This window comes from Streptomyces sp. NRRL F-5135, assembly GCF_000719775.1.
Lineage (GTDB): Bacteria > Actinomycetota > Actinomycetes > Streptomycetales > Streptomycetaceae > Streptomyces > Streptomyces hebeiensis.
Window position 1 is genome coordinate 107031 of sequence record NZ_JOHR01000006.1, and the last position, 16285, is coordinate 123315.

At 71.9% G+C, this 16285-nt stretch carries 13 protein-coding genes and 1 pseudogene; 4 read left to right on the forward strand and 10 right to left on the reverse strand.

Going from position 1 to position 16285, the window contains the following annotated elements:
• Nucleotides 1–590: 590 nt before the first annotated feature.
• A pseudogene (locus IG02_RS0111040) lies at nucleotides 591–830 on the forward strand (IS5/IS1182 family transposase); the annotation flags it as partial.
• A 48-nt stretch (nucleotides 831–878) separates the two neighbouring features.
• On the opposite strand, the gene IG02_RS0111045 reads toward IG02_RS0111040, so the two are convergent.
• The 3 genes from IG02_RS0111045 to IG02_RS39170 form a co-directional block, all read right to left on the reverse strand.
• On the reverse strand, nucleotides 879–1643 hold the full coding sequence (locus IG02_RS0111045; protein WP_030744869.1) for a GNAT family N-acetyltransferase: 765 nt from the start codon (nucleotides 1641–1643) through the stop codon (nucleotides 879–881).
• Between the two features lie 331 nt (nucleotides 1644–1974).
• A complete protein-coding gene (locus tag IG02_RS0111055; RefSeq protein ID WP_078854385.1) occupies nucleotides 1975–4602 on the reverse strand; it encodes a polynucleotide kinase-phosphatase in 2628 nt (875 codons plus the stop codon).
• Nucleotides 4599–6407 (reverse strand): 3' terminal RNA ribose 2'-O-methyltransferase Hen1, encoded by a 1809-nt coding sequence (locus IG02_RS39170; protein ID WP_078854386.1) that lies wholly within the window; start codon nucleotides 6405–6407, stop codon nucleotides 4599–4601. The genes IG02_RS0111055 and IG02_RS39170 overlap by 4 nt, the downstream gene beginning before the upstream one ends.
• Before the next feature lie 148 nt (nucleotides 6408–6555).
• On the opposite strand from IG02_RS39170, the gene IG02_RS0111065 reads away from it, so the two are divergent.
• Nucleotides 6556–7062: a hypothetical protein gene (locus IG02_RS0111065; RefSeq protein WP_030744875.1), complete on the forward strand. Its 507-nt coding sequence runs from the start codon at nucleotides 6556–6558 to the stop codon at nucleotides 7060–7062.
• Nucleotides 7063–7120: 58 nt separating this feature from the next.
• Here the strand turns inward: IG02_RS0111065 and IG02_RS0111070 are convergent, their stop codons facing one another.
• Together IG02_RS0111070 and IG02_RS43435 are read right to left on the reverse strand one after the other, a co-directional pair.
• Nucleotides 7121–7606 (reverse strand): HIT family protein, encoded by a 486-nt coding sequence (locus IG02_RS0111070; RefSeq protein ID WP_051764836.1) that lies wholly within the window; start codon nucleotides 7604–7606, stop codon nucleotides 7121–7123.
• Nucleotides 7591–8661: a toll/interleukin-1 receptor domain-containing protein gene (locus tag IG02_RS43435; protein WP_030744879.1), complete on the reverse strand. Its 1071-nt coding sequence runs from the start codon at nucleotides 8659–8661 to the stop codon at nucleotides 7591–7593. Before IG02_RS43435 ends, IG02_RS0111070 begins: the two co-directional genes overlap by 16 nt.
• 233 nt (nucleotides 8662–8894) lie before the next feature.
• Between IG02_RS43435 and IG02_RS0111080 the strand changes: the two genes are divergently transcribed.
• A complete protein-coding gene (locus IG02_RS0111080; RefSeq protein ID WP_030744882.1) occupies nucleotides 8895–9761 on the forward strand; it encodes an AraC family transcriptional regulator in 867 nt (288 codons plus the stop codon).
• A gap of 73 nt (nucleotides 9762–9834) precedes the next feature.
• On the opposite strand, the gene IG02_RS0111085 is transcribed toward IG02_RS0111080, so the two are convergent.
• The 5 genes from IG02_RS0111085 to IG02_RS36215 all read right to left on the reverse strand — a co-directional run bounded on the left by IG02_RS0111085 (nucleotide 9835) and on the right by IG02_RS36215 (nucleotide 14934).
• On the reverse strand, nucleotides 9835–10758 hold the full coding sequence (locus tag IG02_RS0111085) for an LLM class F420-dependent oxidoreductase (RefSeq protein WP_030744884.1): 924 nt from the start codon (nucleotides 10756–10758) through the stop codon (nucleotides 9835–9837).
• 52 nt (nucleotides 10759–10810) lie between these two features.
• Nucleotides 10811–11335, reverse strand: coding sequence for a DUF6099 family protein (locus tag IG02_RS0111090; protein ID WP_051764837.1), 525 nt, complete (start codon nucleotides 11333–11335; stop codon nucleotides 10811–10813).
• A 144-nt stretch (nucleotides 11336–11479) separates the two neighbouring features.
• Nucleotides 11480–11830 carry a nucleotide pyrophosphohydrolase gene (locus IG02_RS0111095; protein WP_030744888.1) on the reverse strand — a complete coding sequence of 117 codons (351 nt, stop codon included), beginning with the start codon at nucleotides 11828–11830 and terminating at the stop codon, nucleotides 11480–11482.
• Nucleotides 11831–12060: 230 nt separating this feature from the next.
• Nucleotides 12061–12462: a cell division protein SepF gene (locus IG02_RS0111100; RefSeq protein WP_030744890.1), complete on the reverse strand. Its 402-nt coding sequence runs from the start codon at nucleotides 12460–12462 to the stop codon at nucleotides 12061–12063.
• A 234-nt stretch (nucleotides 12463–12696) separates the two neighbouring features.
• Complete coding sequence (locus IG02_RS36215) at nucleotides 12697–14934, reverse strand: glycogen debranching N-terminal domain-containing protein (protein ID WP_037802734.1); 2238 nt, start codon at nucleotides 14932–14934, stop codon at nucleotides 12697–12699.
• 242 nt (nucleotides 14935–15176) lie between these two features.
• On the opposite strand from IG02_RS36215, the gene IG02_RS0111115 reads away from it, so the two are divergent.
• The gene (locus IG02_RS0111115; RefSeq protein ID WP_030744894.1) at nucleotides 15177–16235 is read left to right on the forward strand and encodes a LacI family DNA-binding transcriptional regulator; all 1059 of its coding nucleotides are present in this window, start codon (nucleotides 15177–15179) and stop codon (nucleotides 16233–16235) included.
• Nucleotides 16236–16285 lie beyond the last annotated feature (50 nt).

Consider the following 16285-nt stretch of genomic DNA (forward strand, 5'->3'; position numbering starts at 1 on the left):
GCACGATCCGGGCCCAGCGCCAGGACCGCCCCTACCTGCGGCGCAATCCTCCCCGTTCCCAACTACCCGTGGAGCGGGGGACATTGACGGCCCAACGCCGCGATGGCGCAAAAACGGTATGGGCCATGTCACACCCCCGTCAACGTGACCATGATGCTCCTCCGGCGCTCCCGTTTCCGGGGAAACGGCCGATTCGTCTCTTGTTCGAGACTGTCGAGGAGGAGCCGTGGGGAGAGTCGCCGGGACGGGTGTGACGTGATGTTTTCAGAGAGCCTTATGTGACGAATGTGGCGGCACCCAGGCGCCCGGCCACCCGTGCCACGAGGCCGGTGTACGTCCTGTGGGCCGCCGAGGTTCACCACTTCACCGCCAACCCTTCACGGGCCCGACTCGGCCCGGGAAGGCGTCACACCCGCCCGGACGCCCGCCCGCCCCGCCGCCCCCGAGCCCGCCGTTCCCGGACCGCGCCACCCGGTCGGTGCCGACGAACTCCGACCGACGGGCTCCGTGCTCCATGTCCCCGTGCTCGCCGTCGACGGCATCAACGCCCCCTTCACCGAGCGGTGACTCCTCAGCCTCCAGGCAACGGGCGACGCGGGATCCGCTGCATCATCCCGGACAAGGCCGACCACGTCCGCAACCGGCAGAAACTCGGCTCCCACGGCGGTCGGCCACCGAAATTCGACAAGACCGACTACCGCGAGCGCCACGCGGTCGAGTGCGGCATCAATCGTCTCAAGAGGCACCGGGCGGTTGCCACGAGGTACGACAAGCTCGCGGTCCGCTACGAGGCGGCCGTTCTCGTCGCGGCCATCAACGAGTGGCTGTGACCCGGATCGTTGTGAGAATGGGCAGGCAGCCTGTGGAGTTCGCGGTGTTCAGGGGTTGATGGTGTGTTCGGTGAACTGGCCGCAGGAACGGAATCCCAGGCGGCGGTAAACGGGCTCGCCGTCGGTGGACGCCTGCAGCACCGCGATGCGGTGCTCTCGGTCGCGGGCCGTGTGGAGTGCGGCGAGCGTGATGGCACCGCCGTAGCCGCGTCGGCGGTGGGCGGCCAGGGTGCAGATGTTGTAGATCCCGGCAACCCCCGCGTGATGAAACACTTCGGCCGAACAGACCGGACGGCCGTCCACGTAGCCGACAAGGTAACGGGCCGGAGAGTGTTCGGCCAAGGCCTGCGGGGCAGCCTGGGCGAAGAAGCGGCGGACTGTGTCAGAGGGCGGGGTCCAGTTCGCGGCGAGAACCTCGGCGTAGTCGGCGAGTTGTTCGGACGTGGCCACCGTCTGGATGTCCAGTCCTGGGGCGGCGGGCAGCGGCAGGGTGTCGTCCAGTTCGGCCCACATCGCCGTCTCGTGTTCGGATGCCGGCAGACCAGCCGTCGTCAGGCGGGCGGTGAGGTCCGGTGGCCTCGAGGCGGGCCCCACCCACCAGGAGAAGGGGCGGCCGGTGCGAGCCAGGGTCCGGGCAGTCTCGGTGATACGTGCCGTAGCGGTGGTGACGGTGAAGCGGGCCGCAGCAACGATGTTGAAAGTGTCATCGTCCAGGCTGCTGTCGGCGACCAGGAGGTCATCAGTCTCCGTAACGGTCGCACCGCTCATGCTCCGATGCAGGTGACAGGCATGTTCCGCCAGATTCTGCTCCATCCTGTCCGTCAAGTCGGCGTCATTGAGAAAATGGACATTCATAACGAGTGATCCCAGCATGACTGGGCGTAGGTTGCACGTGATTTTGGATCGCTCGCCGGCGGTGTCACGTCGGCGACCAGCACATTCGATACACGCCCTGGCCGACGCCGGAGAGCACGGGCTGGTCGACCGCGATGAAGAACTGCAACATGGACATCGCGCACAGCATCAGCCATGCGCGCGCAGAGGACGGGCTGTGCCCGCGTGAAGAAAGGCTGTCTCCGGCCAGCCGACTCCGGCCGACGGGCGCCCGGACACGGACGCCCGTCGGCCGGAAGGGGGCGACGGGTCACAGGCGGGGGTCCACCGGCTCGGACTCCAGGGCCAGGACCGCGAAGACCGCCTCGTGCACCCGCCACAGCGGTTCGCCGTCCGCGAGCCGGTCCAGGGCCTCCAGGCCCAGCGCGTACTCCCGCAGCGCCAGCGAGCGCTTGTGACCGAGGAAGCGGTCGCGCAGCCGCTGGAGGTTGTCCGGACGGGTGTACTCGGGGCCGTAGATGATCCGCAGGTACTCGCGGCCCCGCACCTTGACGCCCGGCTGTACGAGCCGTCCCTTCCCGTCGCGTACGAGCGCCTGGAGCGGCTTGACGACCATGCCCTCGCCGCCGCGCTCCGTCAGCTCCAGCCACCAGTCGGTCCCGCGGCCCACCGACGCGTCGTCTCCCGTGTCCACGATCAGCCGCCGGGTGGCCTGGAGCAGACCGGTCCCGTCGTGCTCCGCCAACCGGTCGAGCCAGGCCAGCTGGTGGTCGTGCGGAACGGCCGCGAGGCTGCGGCCCTCGACCGCCAGCAACTGGAACGGCGCGAGCCGGACACCGTCCAGACCGTCCGTCGGCCAGCAGTAGCGCCGGTACGCCGCGGTGAACGCCGCCGCGTCATCCGCCCGGGACCGCTGCGCCGCCAGCAGGTCACCGGCCGCCACTCCCCGGGCCACCGCGGCCTCCAACGCCCCTGTCACCACCGGGAAGGCCGCACCGGCGGCGGCACCGACCGCGGCGTACCGGGAGCGCAGCAGTCCGGCCGCCTTCACCGACCACGGCATCAGCTCGGCGTCCAGCAACAGCCAGTCCGTGTCGAGTTCCTGCCAGAGCCCGGCGGCGGTGACGGCGTCGCGCAGCCGCCGGAGGATCTCCTCGGTGACCGCCGCGTCGTCGAAGAAGGGGCGGCCGGTACGGGTGTGGACGGCGCCGGTCGGGCCGCGGACGCCGAAGCGCTCCCGCGCCGTCGCCGCGTCCCGGCAGACCAGCGCGACCGCGCGCGAGCCCATGTGCTTCTCCTCGCACACCACGCGCTCCACCCCGTCGGCCCGGTACTGCGCGAACGCCTCGGCCGGGTGCTCCAGGTAGCCTTCCCGGCCCGACGTGGCGGTCGGCGCCATGGTGGGAGGCAGGTACATCAGCAGCCGGGGGTCGAGAGCGAACCGGCTCATGACCTCGAGCGCCGCCGCCGCGTTCTCCTCCCGCACTCCGATCCGCGCCATGTGGCGGGTCTCCACGATCCGCTTGCCGTGCACGTCGGCGAGGTCCAGCGGACGTCCCTCCCGCCCGCCGGGCGCCTCGGTGGTCAGCGGCCTGGCCGGTTCGTACCAGACCCGCTCGGCCGGTACGTCGACCAGTTCGCGCTCCGGCCAGCGCAGCGCGGTCAGCTTCCCGCCGAAGACCGCTCCGGTGTCCAGGCAGATGGTGTTGTTGATCCACGAGGCGTTGGGCACGGGCGTGTGGCCGTAGACCACCGCGGCCCGGCCCCGGTAGTCCTCGGCCCAGGGATAGCGCACCGGCAGGCCGGACTCGTCGGTCTCGCCCGTGGTGTCGCCGTACAGCGCGTGCGAGCGGACCCGGCCGGAGGTGCGGCCGTGATACTTCTCGGGCAGCCCGGCGTGGCAGACGACCAGTCTGCCGCCGTCCAGGACGTAGTGGCTGACCAGCCCTGAGATGAACTCCCGTACCTCGGCACGGAAGGCGTCGTCCTCCTTGGCCAGCTGCTCGACGGTCTCCGCGAGGCCGTGCGTGTGCCGCACCTCGCGTCCGGCGAGCAGGCGGCCCAGCTTGTTCTCGTGGTTGCCGGGTACGCACAGGGCGTTCCCGGAGGCGACCATCCCCATCACGAGCCGCAGCACACCAGGGGTGTCGGGGCCCCGGTCGACCAGGTCGCCGACGAACACCGCCGTCCGGCCCTCGGGGTGGCGGCCGTCCACGTAACCGAGGCTTCCGAGCAGGGTTTCGAGCTCGGAGCGGCAGCCGTGGACATCACCGATGATGTCGAACGGGCCGGTGAGGTGGGTGAGGTCGTTGAAACGGCGTTCGAGGACGATCCGGGCGCCGTCGGCCTCCTCCGCTCCCCGCAGGACATGTACCTTGCGGAAGCCCTCGCGCTCCAGGTGGCGCAGAGAGCGGCGCAGTTCGCTCCGGTGCCGCTTGATGACCCGACGGGGCATGCCGACCCGGTCGGCCCGCCCCGCGTTGCGCGCGGCGCAGACCTCCTCCGGCAGGTCGAGCACGACCGCGACCGGCAGGACGTCGTGCTCCCGCGCGATGCGCACCAGCGCCTTGCGGCTCTCGGCCCGCACGTTGGTGGCGTCCACCACGGTCAGCCGTCCGGCCGCGAGCCGCTTGCCGACGATGTAGTGCAGCACGTCGAAGGCGTCGCCGCTGGCGCTCTGGTCGTTCTCGTCATCCGCGACCAGTCCTCGGCAGAAGTCCGAGGAGATGACCTCGGTGGGTTTGAAGTGCCGTGCCGCGAAAGTGGACTTGCCGGATCCGGTGGCGCCGATCAGCACGACGAGCGAGAGGTCGGGCACGGACAGCCGTCGCGCGGCACGGGGTGCGGGCGCGTCGTCGTGCCTGTTTCCGCTCCCGTTCTCGTTCGGGCCCTTGTTCACCGCGTCGTTCGCCCCATCGAAACGGTCGATGCCGCTCATGTCGTCCTCCTCCCTGCCACGTCTGTTCCGCCCGTCGCGTCCATCGCTTCTGTCGCGCCCGTCCGCCCCGTTGTCGAAGCCGACACCGATGCCGATACCGGTGTCGGTGACGCCGTCGTCGCCCCGGCCCCGTCCCGCCGGTCGCTCACCCGGGTGAACACGGCCATCTGCGTGGGCGGTCCCACCTCCGGGTCGTCCGGGCCCACGGGGGCGTACGTCACGCCGTAGCCGTACCGTCCGGCCACCGCCCCCGCCCAGGCGCGGAACTCCGCCCGGGTCCACTCAAAACGGTGGTCGCCGTGGCGGACGTGGCCGGCCGGCAGTGTCTCCCAACGCACGTTGTACTCGACGTTGGGAGTGGTCACGACGACCGTCCCGGGCCTGGCGGCGCCGAAAACCGCGTACTCCAGGGCAGGAAGTCTCGGTGGATCAACGTGTTCCACGACCTCGCTCAGCACCGCCGCGTCGTACCCGCCGAGTCGCTTGTCCGTGTACATGAGCGAGCCCTGGGTCAGGGTGAGGCGGGCTGCCTGGCGCTCGCCCATGCGGTCCAGCCCGAGCCGGCGCCCGGCGATGGTCAGGGCCCGTACCGAGACGTCCACGCCCGTCACCCGTGTGAAGCGAGGGTCCCGCAGCAGTTCCCGGACCAACTGGCCCTCCCCGCAGCCCAGGTCGAGCACCGTGCTCGCGTCGGCGTCCCGCAGTGCGGTCAGGATCGCCTCACGTCGCCGCACGGCGAGCGAGGGTTCCTCACGCTCGGCGGGGCCGGCCCCGGGTACGGGGACGGCGGTACCGGTACCGGCAACGGCACCCGCGGGAGCCTCGGCCCGGCCGCCCGAGCCCGTGCCCGCGTCGGGCGCCACCCGCACATCCGCTTCCGCCCGCACGGCCGCTTCCGCCGGTGCGTACGCCTCCGCCTCCGCGCCCCCGACCAGGTCCGCCGCCACGTCCGCCGCCAGGTCACCGTCCGCCGACTCCGCCGTCGGGCCGGCCACCGCGTTGTCGATCGCCTCGACCTCCACCTCCTCGGCCTCCGCCAGCCGTACCAGCTCGAGGAGTTCCATGGCCTGCCGGGTCAGGGACCAGCGGCGAGCCAGGTAGCGGCTGGTGATCAGCTTCTGCTCGGGGTGCTCGGCCAGCCATCCCTCGCCCGCCCGCAGGAGCTTGTCCACCTCGTCGGGCGCGACCCAGTAGTGCTTGGCGCCGTCCAGCACCGGCAGCAGGACGTACAGCTGGCGCAGCGCGTCCGACAGGCGCGACTCCCCTTCCAGGACGAGCTGTACGTACCGCGACTCCCCCCACGCCGGGAACCGCTCGTCCAAGGCCACCGGAGATGCCTCCACCGTCGCCCACCCCAAGGGCTCGAAGAGCCTGGCGACCAGCTCCGCGCCACCGCCGGCGGCCACCGCCGGCACCTCGATCCGCAGTGGCAGCGGATTCGCCGCACGCTCGGGCATCGCCTTGCAGTCGCCGCGCATGGCGCTCTTGAACACCGTGCTCAGCGCGACCGCGAGCAGCGACGACGCGGCGTAGGGGCGGTCGTTGACGTAACTGGCGAGCGCCGCGTCGGGCGCGCCGCCCCGGCCTTTTCCCTTGCCCTTGCCGCGCCGTACCAGGGCCACGGGATCGATCTCCAGCAGCAGCGCGGCGGTGCAGCGCTCGGCCGACGCCTCGGGATACAGCACATGCGCGGTGCCGTGGGCGGTGTGGTACGTCTGGGCCCGGTCGGGATGCTTGTGCAGCAGAGAGCCGAGATCGGTCGCGGGACGTCCAGGGGATCCGGTGGTACTGATCGTCAAGAACACTCGCCGAGTATGGCCGTGCGTTCTCCGGCGGGACGAAGGGTTTTCGGGCCCGCCCACGCTCCGGCGCGCTCCCGCGGGCAAGCCCGGAACCGACCACAACCGCCGCGTTTCAGCGTGCGCGCCCCGGCACGCTGGGTAGCCTCGCCAGATGAGCGGAAGCGAAGACGGTGCACGGACCACCCCGGAGATCACCCCGGCCGGCCGGCCGCTTCTCGACCCCGACCAGGTCAAGCACCTGGAATTCGTCCAGTCCGTGATCGCCCGTCTCAGCAACAACTCCTTCCTCGTCAAGGGGTGGACCCTGACTCTGGCCGGTGCCCTGCTGGCGTTCGCCGCGAGCGACGCCGGCTGGCCGGCGGCGGGTACGGCGCTGATATCGCTGGTCGCGTTCTGGTTCCTGGACGGCTATTTCCTGTACCGGGAACGGCTGTTCCGCATGCTGTACGACGACGTCCGACGGCCGGCGAGGCCGGAGGCGGGCCTACGGCCCGAGGGGCCCGGACACACTCCCGTGGAGCCCTTCTCCATGGACCTCACGCCTTACACCCACCGCACGCGCTGGCACCGGGCGGCCTTCTCCACGACGCTCTCGCTGTTCTACGGCGGGCTCGCGGTCGCCCATCTCGTCGTCCTCGTCGCCGTCCTGCTCAGCTGATCCCGCTCGGCTGAACCCGCTCGGTTGCCCGGGCCGTTGTCCGCCCCCCGGCCATCGCTCAGCCGACGGCGGAGCCGCCGTCCGCCCGGATTTCGCCCAGCACCGCCCGCAGCCGTTCGGCCGTCGTGTCCATCCGGGCCGCCTCCGTGGCGGTCCTCGGCGGCCAGAAGTCGCCCATGCGATCGCCCTCGTAGCGCGCCACGACATGCACGTGAAGGTGCATGACGGTCTGGGTGGCCGCCGCGCCCGCCGAGTTGATGAGGTTCAGCCCGTCGGGCCGGAACGCCGCACGCACTCCCCGGGCCACCCGTAGCGCGCTCGCCGTCAGGGCCGCCGCCAGGGCGTCGTCCAGCTCCCACAGGTCCGCTACGTGCCGCCGGGGGACGACGAGCACATGCCCGTCACCGACCGGGTTCACGGGGATGAACGCGAGCGTGTCCCGGTCCTCGTCGACGATCCGGGCCGGTGCGGTGCCCGCCACGATCCGGCAGAAGACGCAGTCGGTACCGGCGGCGGCCCGTCGGCCCGTCAGGTCGCCGGCCACTTGGCCACCGCCGCCTCGACCCGCCCGCGCACCGGCCGGGCCTCCTCCTCGCCCGTCTGCTCGGCGAAGGCGTCGGCGACGGCCCGCAGGACGTCCGGGGTGCGCCGCCGCAGCGCCGCGTTGACCAGGGCGGTGACGCGCGTGTGCACTCCTCCGCCGTCGGACAGCGCGTTCAGCCGCTCGGGACGGATCAGTGAGTGGATGGATTCCATGTAGACGTCCCACGCGTCGCGGGTACGGCAGACGTCGGACTCCAGCAGCAGTTCGATGAACTCCCGCTTCTCCACCGGACTCATGGGCACCGCCGTCCCGGGCGGCACGGTCGACACGGCCGTCCCGGTCGTCCCGGCCCTCCTGGCCTCCGGTGCGCCCGCCTGCGGAAGGCCGACGGCAGCCGGTTCCGTCCCCGCCACCTCCGAGGCGCCCGGCGTCCCCGCCGCCCCCGCCGCCGTGGGGCCGGGCGTACCCGGGGCGCCCACCGGACCGAACGCGGGCGCCATCGCTCCCGTACCCGCCGCGTCCAGTTCCGGCAGCGGCGTCCCGGAGATCTCCAGCATGTAATCCGTCAGCTCCACCACGAACTTGTGGTACGCCCGCGAGTCCCCCCGCATCACATCGATCAGGCAGCTGTCCGCGTACGCGTCTCCCAACCGTGGTGTCCGGTACTGGAGATCGGAGACGGGACCGGGCAACGGCCGGTTCACCGGCACCCAGAACAACGGCAGTACGGCGACGGGCTCCGGGCCGCCCGGCGGGGTCGCCCGGCGGATCCGCTCCGTCATGACGGCCCATTCCCGACCGCACCACTCGCTGTCGAAGTAGTCGTCGGAGAGCAGGGCGACCAGCACTCTGGTGGTCCGCAACGCGTCCACCAACTGGGGCCGCCAGCCGCTCCCGAGCTTCAACGACACCGTGTCGAGGAATCCGTCGCTCGGCGCGGACCGGCCCCGCTTGATCCGTACTTCCTGTTGCAGCCTGGCGTGGAACTTCGCCACCAGCGGACTGTCCGCCCGCCGTACCGCGTAACTGGTGAAGAAGAACGGCTGGCCTGTCATGGACCCTCCCCGTTTCCGCCATGTTTATCCCGTGATGTTATCGGTCGGTACGCACCGGCACACGTGATCCGCGTGTGTTCCGCGTGCGATCCGCGTGCGATCCCCGGCGAGCCCGTCGGCGGGGTGGGCGGGGCCGCTCTCCTCCGGCATACCCGATCGGACGGGGCACAGGATGTCGGGTCCGGCAGGGCACGGCCTTCCTAACGTTGTGGGCGTGAGGGAAGGAGACCGAGGTGCTGGAGCGGCTGAACGAGGCCCTGGAACACGTCGAGTCGCATCTCGATCAGCGGATCGAGGTGACCGAGCTGGCGCGGATCGCCGTGACGTCGGAGTACCACTTCCGCCGGCTGTTCTCCGCGCTGGCGGGGATCTCGCTGTCCGAGTACGTCCGGCGCAGGCGGCTGACCGTCGCGGGGGCCGAGGTGCTCGCCGGGGAACGGACGCTGCTGGAGATCGCGGTGCGCTACGGCTACGGCTCGGGGGAGGCGTTCGCGCGCGCCTTCCGGGCCATGCACGGTGTGGGGCCGGGCGAGGCCCGGCGAGCGGGTGCCGCGCTGAACTCCCAGCCACGGATGTCCTTCCGCCTCGTCGTAGAAGGGAGCAGCAGCATGCGATACCGGGTCGTGGAGAAGGAACAGTTCCACGTGGTCGGCAAGAAGGTCCGTGTCCCGCTCGTCCACGAGGGGATGAATCCGCGCATCGCGGAGTTCATCCGCGGTATCGACAAGGAGACGATGCGGCGTATCACCGCCCTGTCCGACCAGGAGCCGGAGGGCATCCTGGGAGTGAGTGACGACATCGACCCGAGTCGGGCGGAGGGAACGGAACTCGACTACTACCACGCGGTGGTGACCGGGTCCGCCGGTCCCGAGGGCCTGGACGCGCTCGTCGTCCCGGCGGGGACCTGGGCCGTGTTCGAGAACTCCGGGCCGTTCCCGCAGGCGCTCCAGTACCTGTGGCGGGACGTCTACACCCAGTGGTTCCCGTCCAATCCGTACCAGAGCAGGCCGGGGCCGGAGATGCTGCGCACCCGGCTCTCGCGGGACGCGGCACACGCGGACGCGGAGCTGTGGATCCCCGTGGAGCGGACGGCGGTCTGAGTACCGGGCGCGGCGGCGCCCCGTCCGTGGGGCGCCGCCGCGCCGAAGACATCGGTCACGAGGACCGTCCGGCTCAGCGCAGCTGGGACTGGACCTCGTGGGAGATCAGCTCAAGCTGGTCGAGATCGTCCAGGTCCATGAACTGGAGGTAGATCCGCGAGGAACCGGTCTCCTCGTAGCGGCCGATCTTGTCGACCACCTCGGCCGGTGAGCCCGCGAGCCCGTTCGTCTTCAGCTCCTCGACCTCGCGGCCGATGGCAGCGGCCCTGCGGGCCACCTCGGCGTCGGTCTTGCCGACGCACACCACCAGCGCGTTCGAGTACACCAGCTCGTCCGCCGCGCGGCCGATCGCTTCGGCGGCGGTACGGACCCGGGAGAACTGGCGCTCCGTGTCCTCGACCGAGGCGAACGGGATGTTGAACTCGTCCGCGTACCGGGCGGCGAGGCGCGGGGTTCGGGTGGCGCCGTGGCCGCCGATCAGGACCGGGACCTTGTTCTGCGCCGGCTTGGGCAGGGCGGGCGAGTCGGTCAGCTGGTAGTACGTGCCGTCGTACGAGAACGTCTTGCCGATCTCCGTTTCCCACAGGCCGGTCACGATCGCCAGCTGCTCCTCCAGCCGGGCGAACTTCTCCTTGGGGAACGGGATGCCGTAGGCGGTGTGCTCCTCCTCGAACCAGCCCGCGCCGAGGCCCAGCTCGATCCGGCCGCCGGACATCTGGTCCACCTGGGCGACCTGGATGGCCAGCACACCCGGCAGCCGGAACGTGCCCGCCGTCATCAACGTGCCCAGCCGGATCCGGCTGGTCTCCCGCGCCAGGCCGGCCAGGGTGATCCACGCGTCCGTGGGGCCGGGCAGCCCGTCTACGTCACCCATCCGGACATAATGGTCAGAGCGGAAGAAGGCGTCGAAGCCCAGGTCCTCCGTCGCCTTCGCGACGGTCAGCAGTGTCTCGTAGGTCGCCCCCTGCTGGGGCTCGGTGAAAATTCGAAGATCCATGTCTCCATCCTGCACCGTCGCGTCGGCAGCGGGCTCATCCGGACCGTGCCGGTCAGCGCACTGTCGGGCCGTCCCACTCCCACTCCCAGCCGCTTTCCCGGTCCCTCGCCCGCTCCTTCTCCCGCTCGCGCTCGCGCTCCCGCGCCGCCAGCCGGCGCAGGATGCCGCCCACCCGGTCATTGGACTCGTCGGCGGCGTCCATCGCCTCGATGCACTGCCAGTACAACCCCTCCTCGTCCGTGTCGCACGCGACCGCGACCAGCGCGATCCCCACCTCTCCGAGCAGCACACCGAGCGCCGTCAGGGTGCCCCGGGGGTCGGACACGCCGGTGAGCTGAAGGGCGCGGACATCACCGAGGCGCAGCCCCGGCTGGTCCGGTAACCCACAGCCCCGGCCGCCCGCCTCGCCTAGTTCCCGGGCCTCACCCCTCAACTCCTTCGGACCGGCCGACGCCAGTTGACTGCCGATCGCCTGGGCGAGGGCCTGCGCCTGCCATGCCTCCGCGATGACCTCCAGTGCGTCAGCGCTTTTGGCCAGGGCATGCCGACTCACACCGATGAGCCGTTCCGCATCCATCCGCAGCCCCCGTTCGTACGACAATCCTGCCCACTTACTCCACTACCCAGCGTGAGGTACTGGCAACAGAAAGGCCAGAGCAATGCGGAAATCTGTGGACAGCAGGCTCGTTGTGCATACCTCGGCCACTCCGGAGAGTGACGGTCAGTGTGAATCGCCGGGATTGCCGGGCCGTTCCACGGGGAAGCGCGTCTCATTCCGGTCCATCTTCGCGGCGAGCGCGGCAAGCGGGTCGACACCGAGAACCCCGCACAGTTGCAACAGATACGCGAGGACGTCGGCGATCTCGTCCGACACCCGGTGCGCCGATCCGGGGTCCGCCATCACGCGCGCGGACTGCTCGGGCGTCAGCCACTGGAAGATCTCCAACAGCTCCGACGCCTCGACACTCAGCGCGGCCGCGAGGTTCTTCGGTGTGTGGTACCGCTCCCAGTCCCGGGCGGCCGCGAACGCGGCCAGCCTGCGCTGGAGTTCCGCTACATCCAGATCGGTCATGCCTCCATCATGATCCTGACCATGGGATGCCACGCCCCCCGTCGCCGCCCACGCTCGGAACGCGACGCCCGGCCCCGCACGTCGGCCCCACGGCCCCGTGCCCCAGGTCTCACGTCCGGGACCGATGACGTGCTCCGGCCCCCTCGCGGACCCGGAGCACGTCATCCCTCTCGGCACGTCATGCCATCGGGACACATCACGTCCCGAAGCACGTCATGTCCCGGGCCCCGTCAGGGGCCGTCCGCCGCCAGTTCCTCGGCCGCCGCGCCTTCGACCTCCATGCCCACGGGCGCCAGCAGGAAGACGTTCTTGTCGACCCGGTGCATCCGGCTGCCGAGGCCGAAGACGACCCCGCTGCTGAAATCCAGGATGCGCTTGGCCACATCGGTCTCGGCGGCCGTCAGGTCCAGCAGCACCGGGATGCGCGCGATCATGTGGTCCGCCACCTCCCGCGCGTCCGCGAAGACCTGCACCCGCAGGACGACGAGGCGGCGGCTCTCCGCCGCGTGGTCCTGGGGGACGGTCCGGTGGTCGGCGCGCGAAGGCCATTCGTCACGGCCGCGCAGGGGGACGACCTGGGCCAGGCCCTCCCACTGCTCGTCCGTGACGTCGTACCTGCCGTACCTGCTCACCGGACCACCTCGCCCGCACACTGTTTCCGCATCGGGCCATTGTCCCCCGCCTCACCCGTTCGGCCCATCAGCGACACGGTCCCCGGTACGGATCGACCCCATCGGGTCCTGTTCCGCACCCGGGCGACGGTCCCGGCGTGCGGAGCGGAGCAGAGCGGTCCGGACCGAACCGGGCCGGGCCGGGCCCGACCGGACCAGGCCGACGGCCGACGGCCGGCAGTCGGCGGCCCGCCGTCACTTCCGCACAGACGCCCGCTCGACCACCAGTCCCTCCGGCGCGTCGACGCGCGCCGTGCCGTCCGCGTCGACGGCGATGCCGAGCGGGCGTCCGCCGACCTCCAGCCCCGTCACGGTCAGCGGCCGGTACTCCTCGGCGAACGCCGGCGCCACGGTCAGCCTGCCCCCCGGCACGTCCGCGTCCAGTCCCAGCACCGAACTGAGCACCATGACGGACGAGGCCGCCGCCCACGCCTGCGGCCGGCAGGACGCCGGATAGGGCGAGGGCCGCGCGCCGGCCGCGGCACCGTGCCCCGCGAACAACTCGGGCAGCCGCGCGTCGAAGCCCGCGGACGCGGTCAGCAGCCCCGCCGCCAGCGGCGCCGCCGCGTCCGGGAACCCGGCCCTGGCCAGCCCGTGCACCGCGATCGCGGTGTCGTGCGGCCAGATCGAACCGATGTGGTAGCCGTACGGGTTGAAGCCCGCCGCGTCGCTGCTCAGCGTCCGCAGCCCATGGCCGGAGTCGAGGTCGGACCCGCTCAGCCGGGCCGCCAGCAGCACGCTCTCCTCGTGGTCGAGCAGGCCCGTGCCCAGCAGGTGACCGAAGCCGGAGGTGACCGAGTCCACGGGCCGGCCGTCCCGGTCGAGCGCGACGGCGGGGTACGGTCCCCGCTCGTCCTCCACCCAGAAGTGCCGCCGGAAGCGCTCGGCCAGCCGCTCGGCCCACTCCTCCCACGCGTCGGCACCGGGCCTGCCGAAGGCGCGGAGCAGCGCGGCGCCGCCCCGGGCCGCCTCGTAGGCGTAGGCCTGCACCTCGCACAGCGCGATCGGTGAGGCGGCGAGGCGGCCGTCGCGGTACCGGATGGAGTCGCCGGAGTCCTTCCAGCCCTGGTTGGCGAGGCCGCGGCCGGTCCGGTCGATGTACTTGAGGAAGCCGTCGCCGCCCGCGTCGCCGTGGTCGCGCATCCACGCGAGCGCGGACTCGGCGTGCGGCAGCAACTGTTCGACCTGTTCCGGGGCGAGGCCCCAGCGCCACGCGTCGTGGAGCAGTGTGATCCACAGCGGAGTGGCGTCGACGGTGCCGTAGTAGACGGGCGGCAGGGAGAAGCTCTCGTCGAACGTCTGGGTGGCGCGCCGTACTTCGTGCAGGATCTTGCCGGGCTGCTCCTCGGTGGCCGGGTCGACGGCCGTGCCCTGGCGGCGGGCGAGCGTACGCAGGGTTCCGGCGGCGAGGTCCGTGCCCAGGGGGAGGAGCATCCGGGCCGCCCACAGGGAGTCGCGGCCGAAGAGGGTGAGGAACCAGGGGGCGCCTGCCGCCAGGAACTGGTCGGCACGCCCCTCGGGCGCGGCGGGTCCGACGGCGGGCCGGGCGCCGGGACCGGTCACGCCGCCGGAACCCGTCACGCCGTCGGGGCCCGTCACACCGTCGTCGGAGCCCGTCGGGCCGCCGGGACCGGCGTGGTCCGTCAGGCGCAGCCGGTCGAGGTCGGCTGCCGACTGGCTCAGCCAGTGGTCGAAGCGCCGGTCCGCGCTGCGCAGTACGGGTGTGCGCCAGGGCACACTGTCCGCCGGCGGCGCCGGGAACTGGTCGCCGTCCTCATGTGCCGCCGCGCAGCGCAGTTCGGCGCTCCAGGACGTCCCGGGCGCCAGTTCGATGTCGTAGGTGAACCGGCCGGCCGGCGCGTCCAGGACGTCCGGCTCCGGGGTGCTGACCAGGGCGACGTCGAAGGCGTCCCTCGACCAGCGGAGGCCGCCGTCGGCGGCGGTGGCCGGTGCGGTGGTCAGCCGGTGGCCGGACTTGACGCCCTCCATCAGGGCGAGGTCGGTGGCGGCCGTGACGTGCAGCCTGAACCGTACGTGCCGCACGCCCGCGTTGGTGACCTCCAACGTCTCCTCCAGGCGTCCGGGCGCGACGCTCCGCCGCCGGTGCAGGGTGACCGCGGGGTCCGGGGTCACCTCGCCGAGGCCGCGCAGGACCGCCCGGAAGGCCGCCCGGTCGGCACCTTGAAGCGCTCCCACCACCGGCGCGAGGGCGATGCCCTCGGCCTCGACGGTCAGCCGGGCCAGCGCGCGGCGGTCGCCGTGGTAGAAGCCGTCGGCACCGCCGCCGATCTGCCCGTCCGCGTGCGAGATCGCGAAGCTCGGCGCGTACAGCGTGACGCACGCTTCGTGCAGGAAGGGCTGCAGGCCCTCGGCCGTGGGCCCGGCCCCCGCGACCGAGTTCGTTATGTCGTGGGTCTTGACAGTGGTGTCCAAAAGAGCAGAACCTCTCAGGCATTGGAGCGTTCCAAGAACCTTAACGACGACTTCACGCCGCTGACAACGCCTTTGGAACGCTCTAATAAACTCACCAAAGAACACAACGCCGAACACGACGCCACACAGAACACGCAGGGCCGCACACGGCCGCACACCCGCGGCCCGCGGCCCGCAGCCCGCAACAGAGAGCCGAGCGCACACCGCGCCCGGCGCGCACGACCGGTTCACGGAGAACACCCATGCCCCGCTCCACCAGCACCTCTTCGCCCAAAGCCGGGCCGGTGACCCTGGCCATGGTCGCGCGCCGGGCCGGGGTCTCTCCGCAGACCGTGTCCAACGCGCTCAACTCCCCGGACCTGCTGCGCCCGGAGACCCTGGAGCGCGTCCGCCGCACGGTCGACGAGATGGGCTACCGTCCGCACCGCGCCGCCCAGGCGCTGCGCACCCGCTCCAGCAAGCTCATCGGTTACGGCATCCGCCCCACCCCGCACGGGACCACGACCCCGGTCATGGACCGCTTCCTGCACGCGCTGTCCCAGGCGGCCGACGAGGCGGGCTACCGGATCCTGCTGTTCGCCTCCCCGCCCGGCAGCGCCGGTCTGGAGGGCCACGAGGAACTGCTCGACCTGCACCACGTCGACGGTTTCGTGCTCAGCGGCACCGAGCGCAGCGACCCGCGCCAGGGGTGGCTGGCCAAGCGGGGCGTGCCGTTCGTGGGCTTCGGCCGCATGTGGTCGGGCCGGCAGATCGGGGACTGGGCCGATGTCGACGGCGCCTCGGGCACGGACGCGGCGGTGGAACACCTGATCGCCCTCGGGCACCGCCGGATCGGCTTCCTCGGCTGGCCACACGGCTCCGGCGTCGGCGACGACCGGGCCGACGGCTGGCGCCGCGCCATGCGCCGGCACGGTCTGCCGGTACGGGGGCGGAGCGCCCGGAGCGCCGACGACCTCGACGCGGCGCGCGCCGCCGTGGGGCCGCTCCTCGACGCGGGCGCGACAGCCGTGGTCGCCGCCAGTGATGTGCTCGCGCTCGGCTGCTACCACGCCCTGCGCGAGCGCGGGGCCAGGCCGGGCGCGGACGTCGCGGTGGTCGGCTTCGACGACTCGCCCACCGCCGCGCTCCTCTCCCCGAGTCTGACCACACTCGCCCAGCCGCTGGAGGCGGTCGGCCGCGAGTGCGTCCGGCTGCTGCTCGCCCGGATGGGCCGGCCCACCGCCCCGCCCGAGCGGGTCCTGCTCGAACCGTCCCTCGTCGTGCGCGACAGCACCACCCTCGTACCCGCTCCGGACGACTGAGCACCGCGCTCCACCGGCCCGGCTCCCTCGGACCGGCCCCCTCGGCCCCC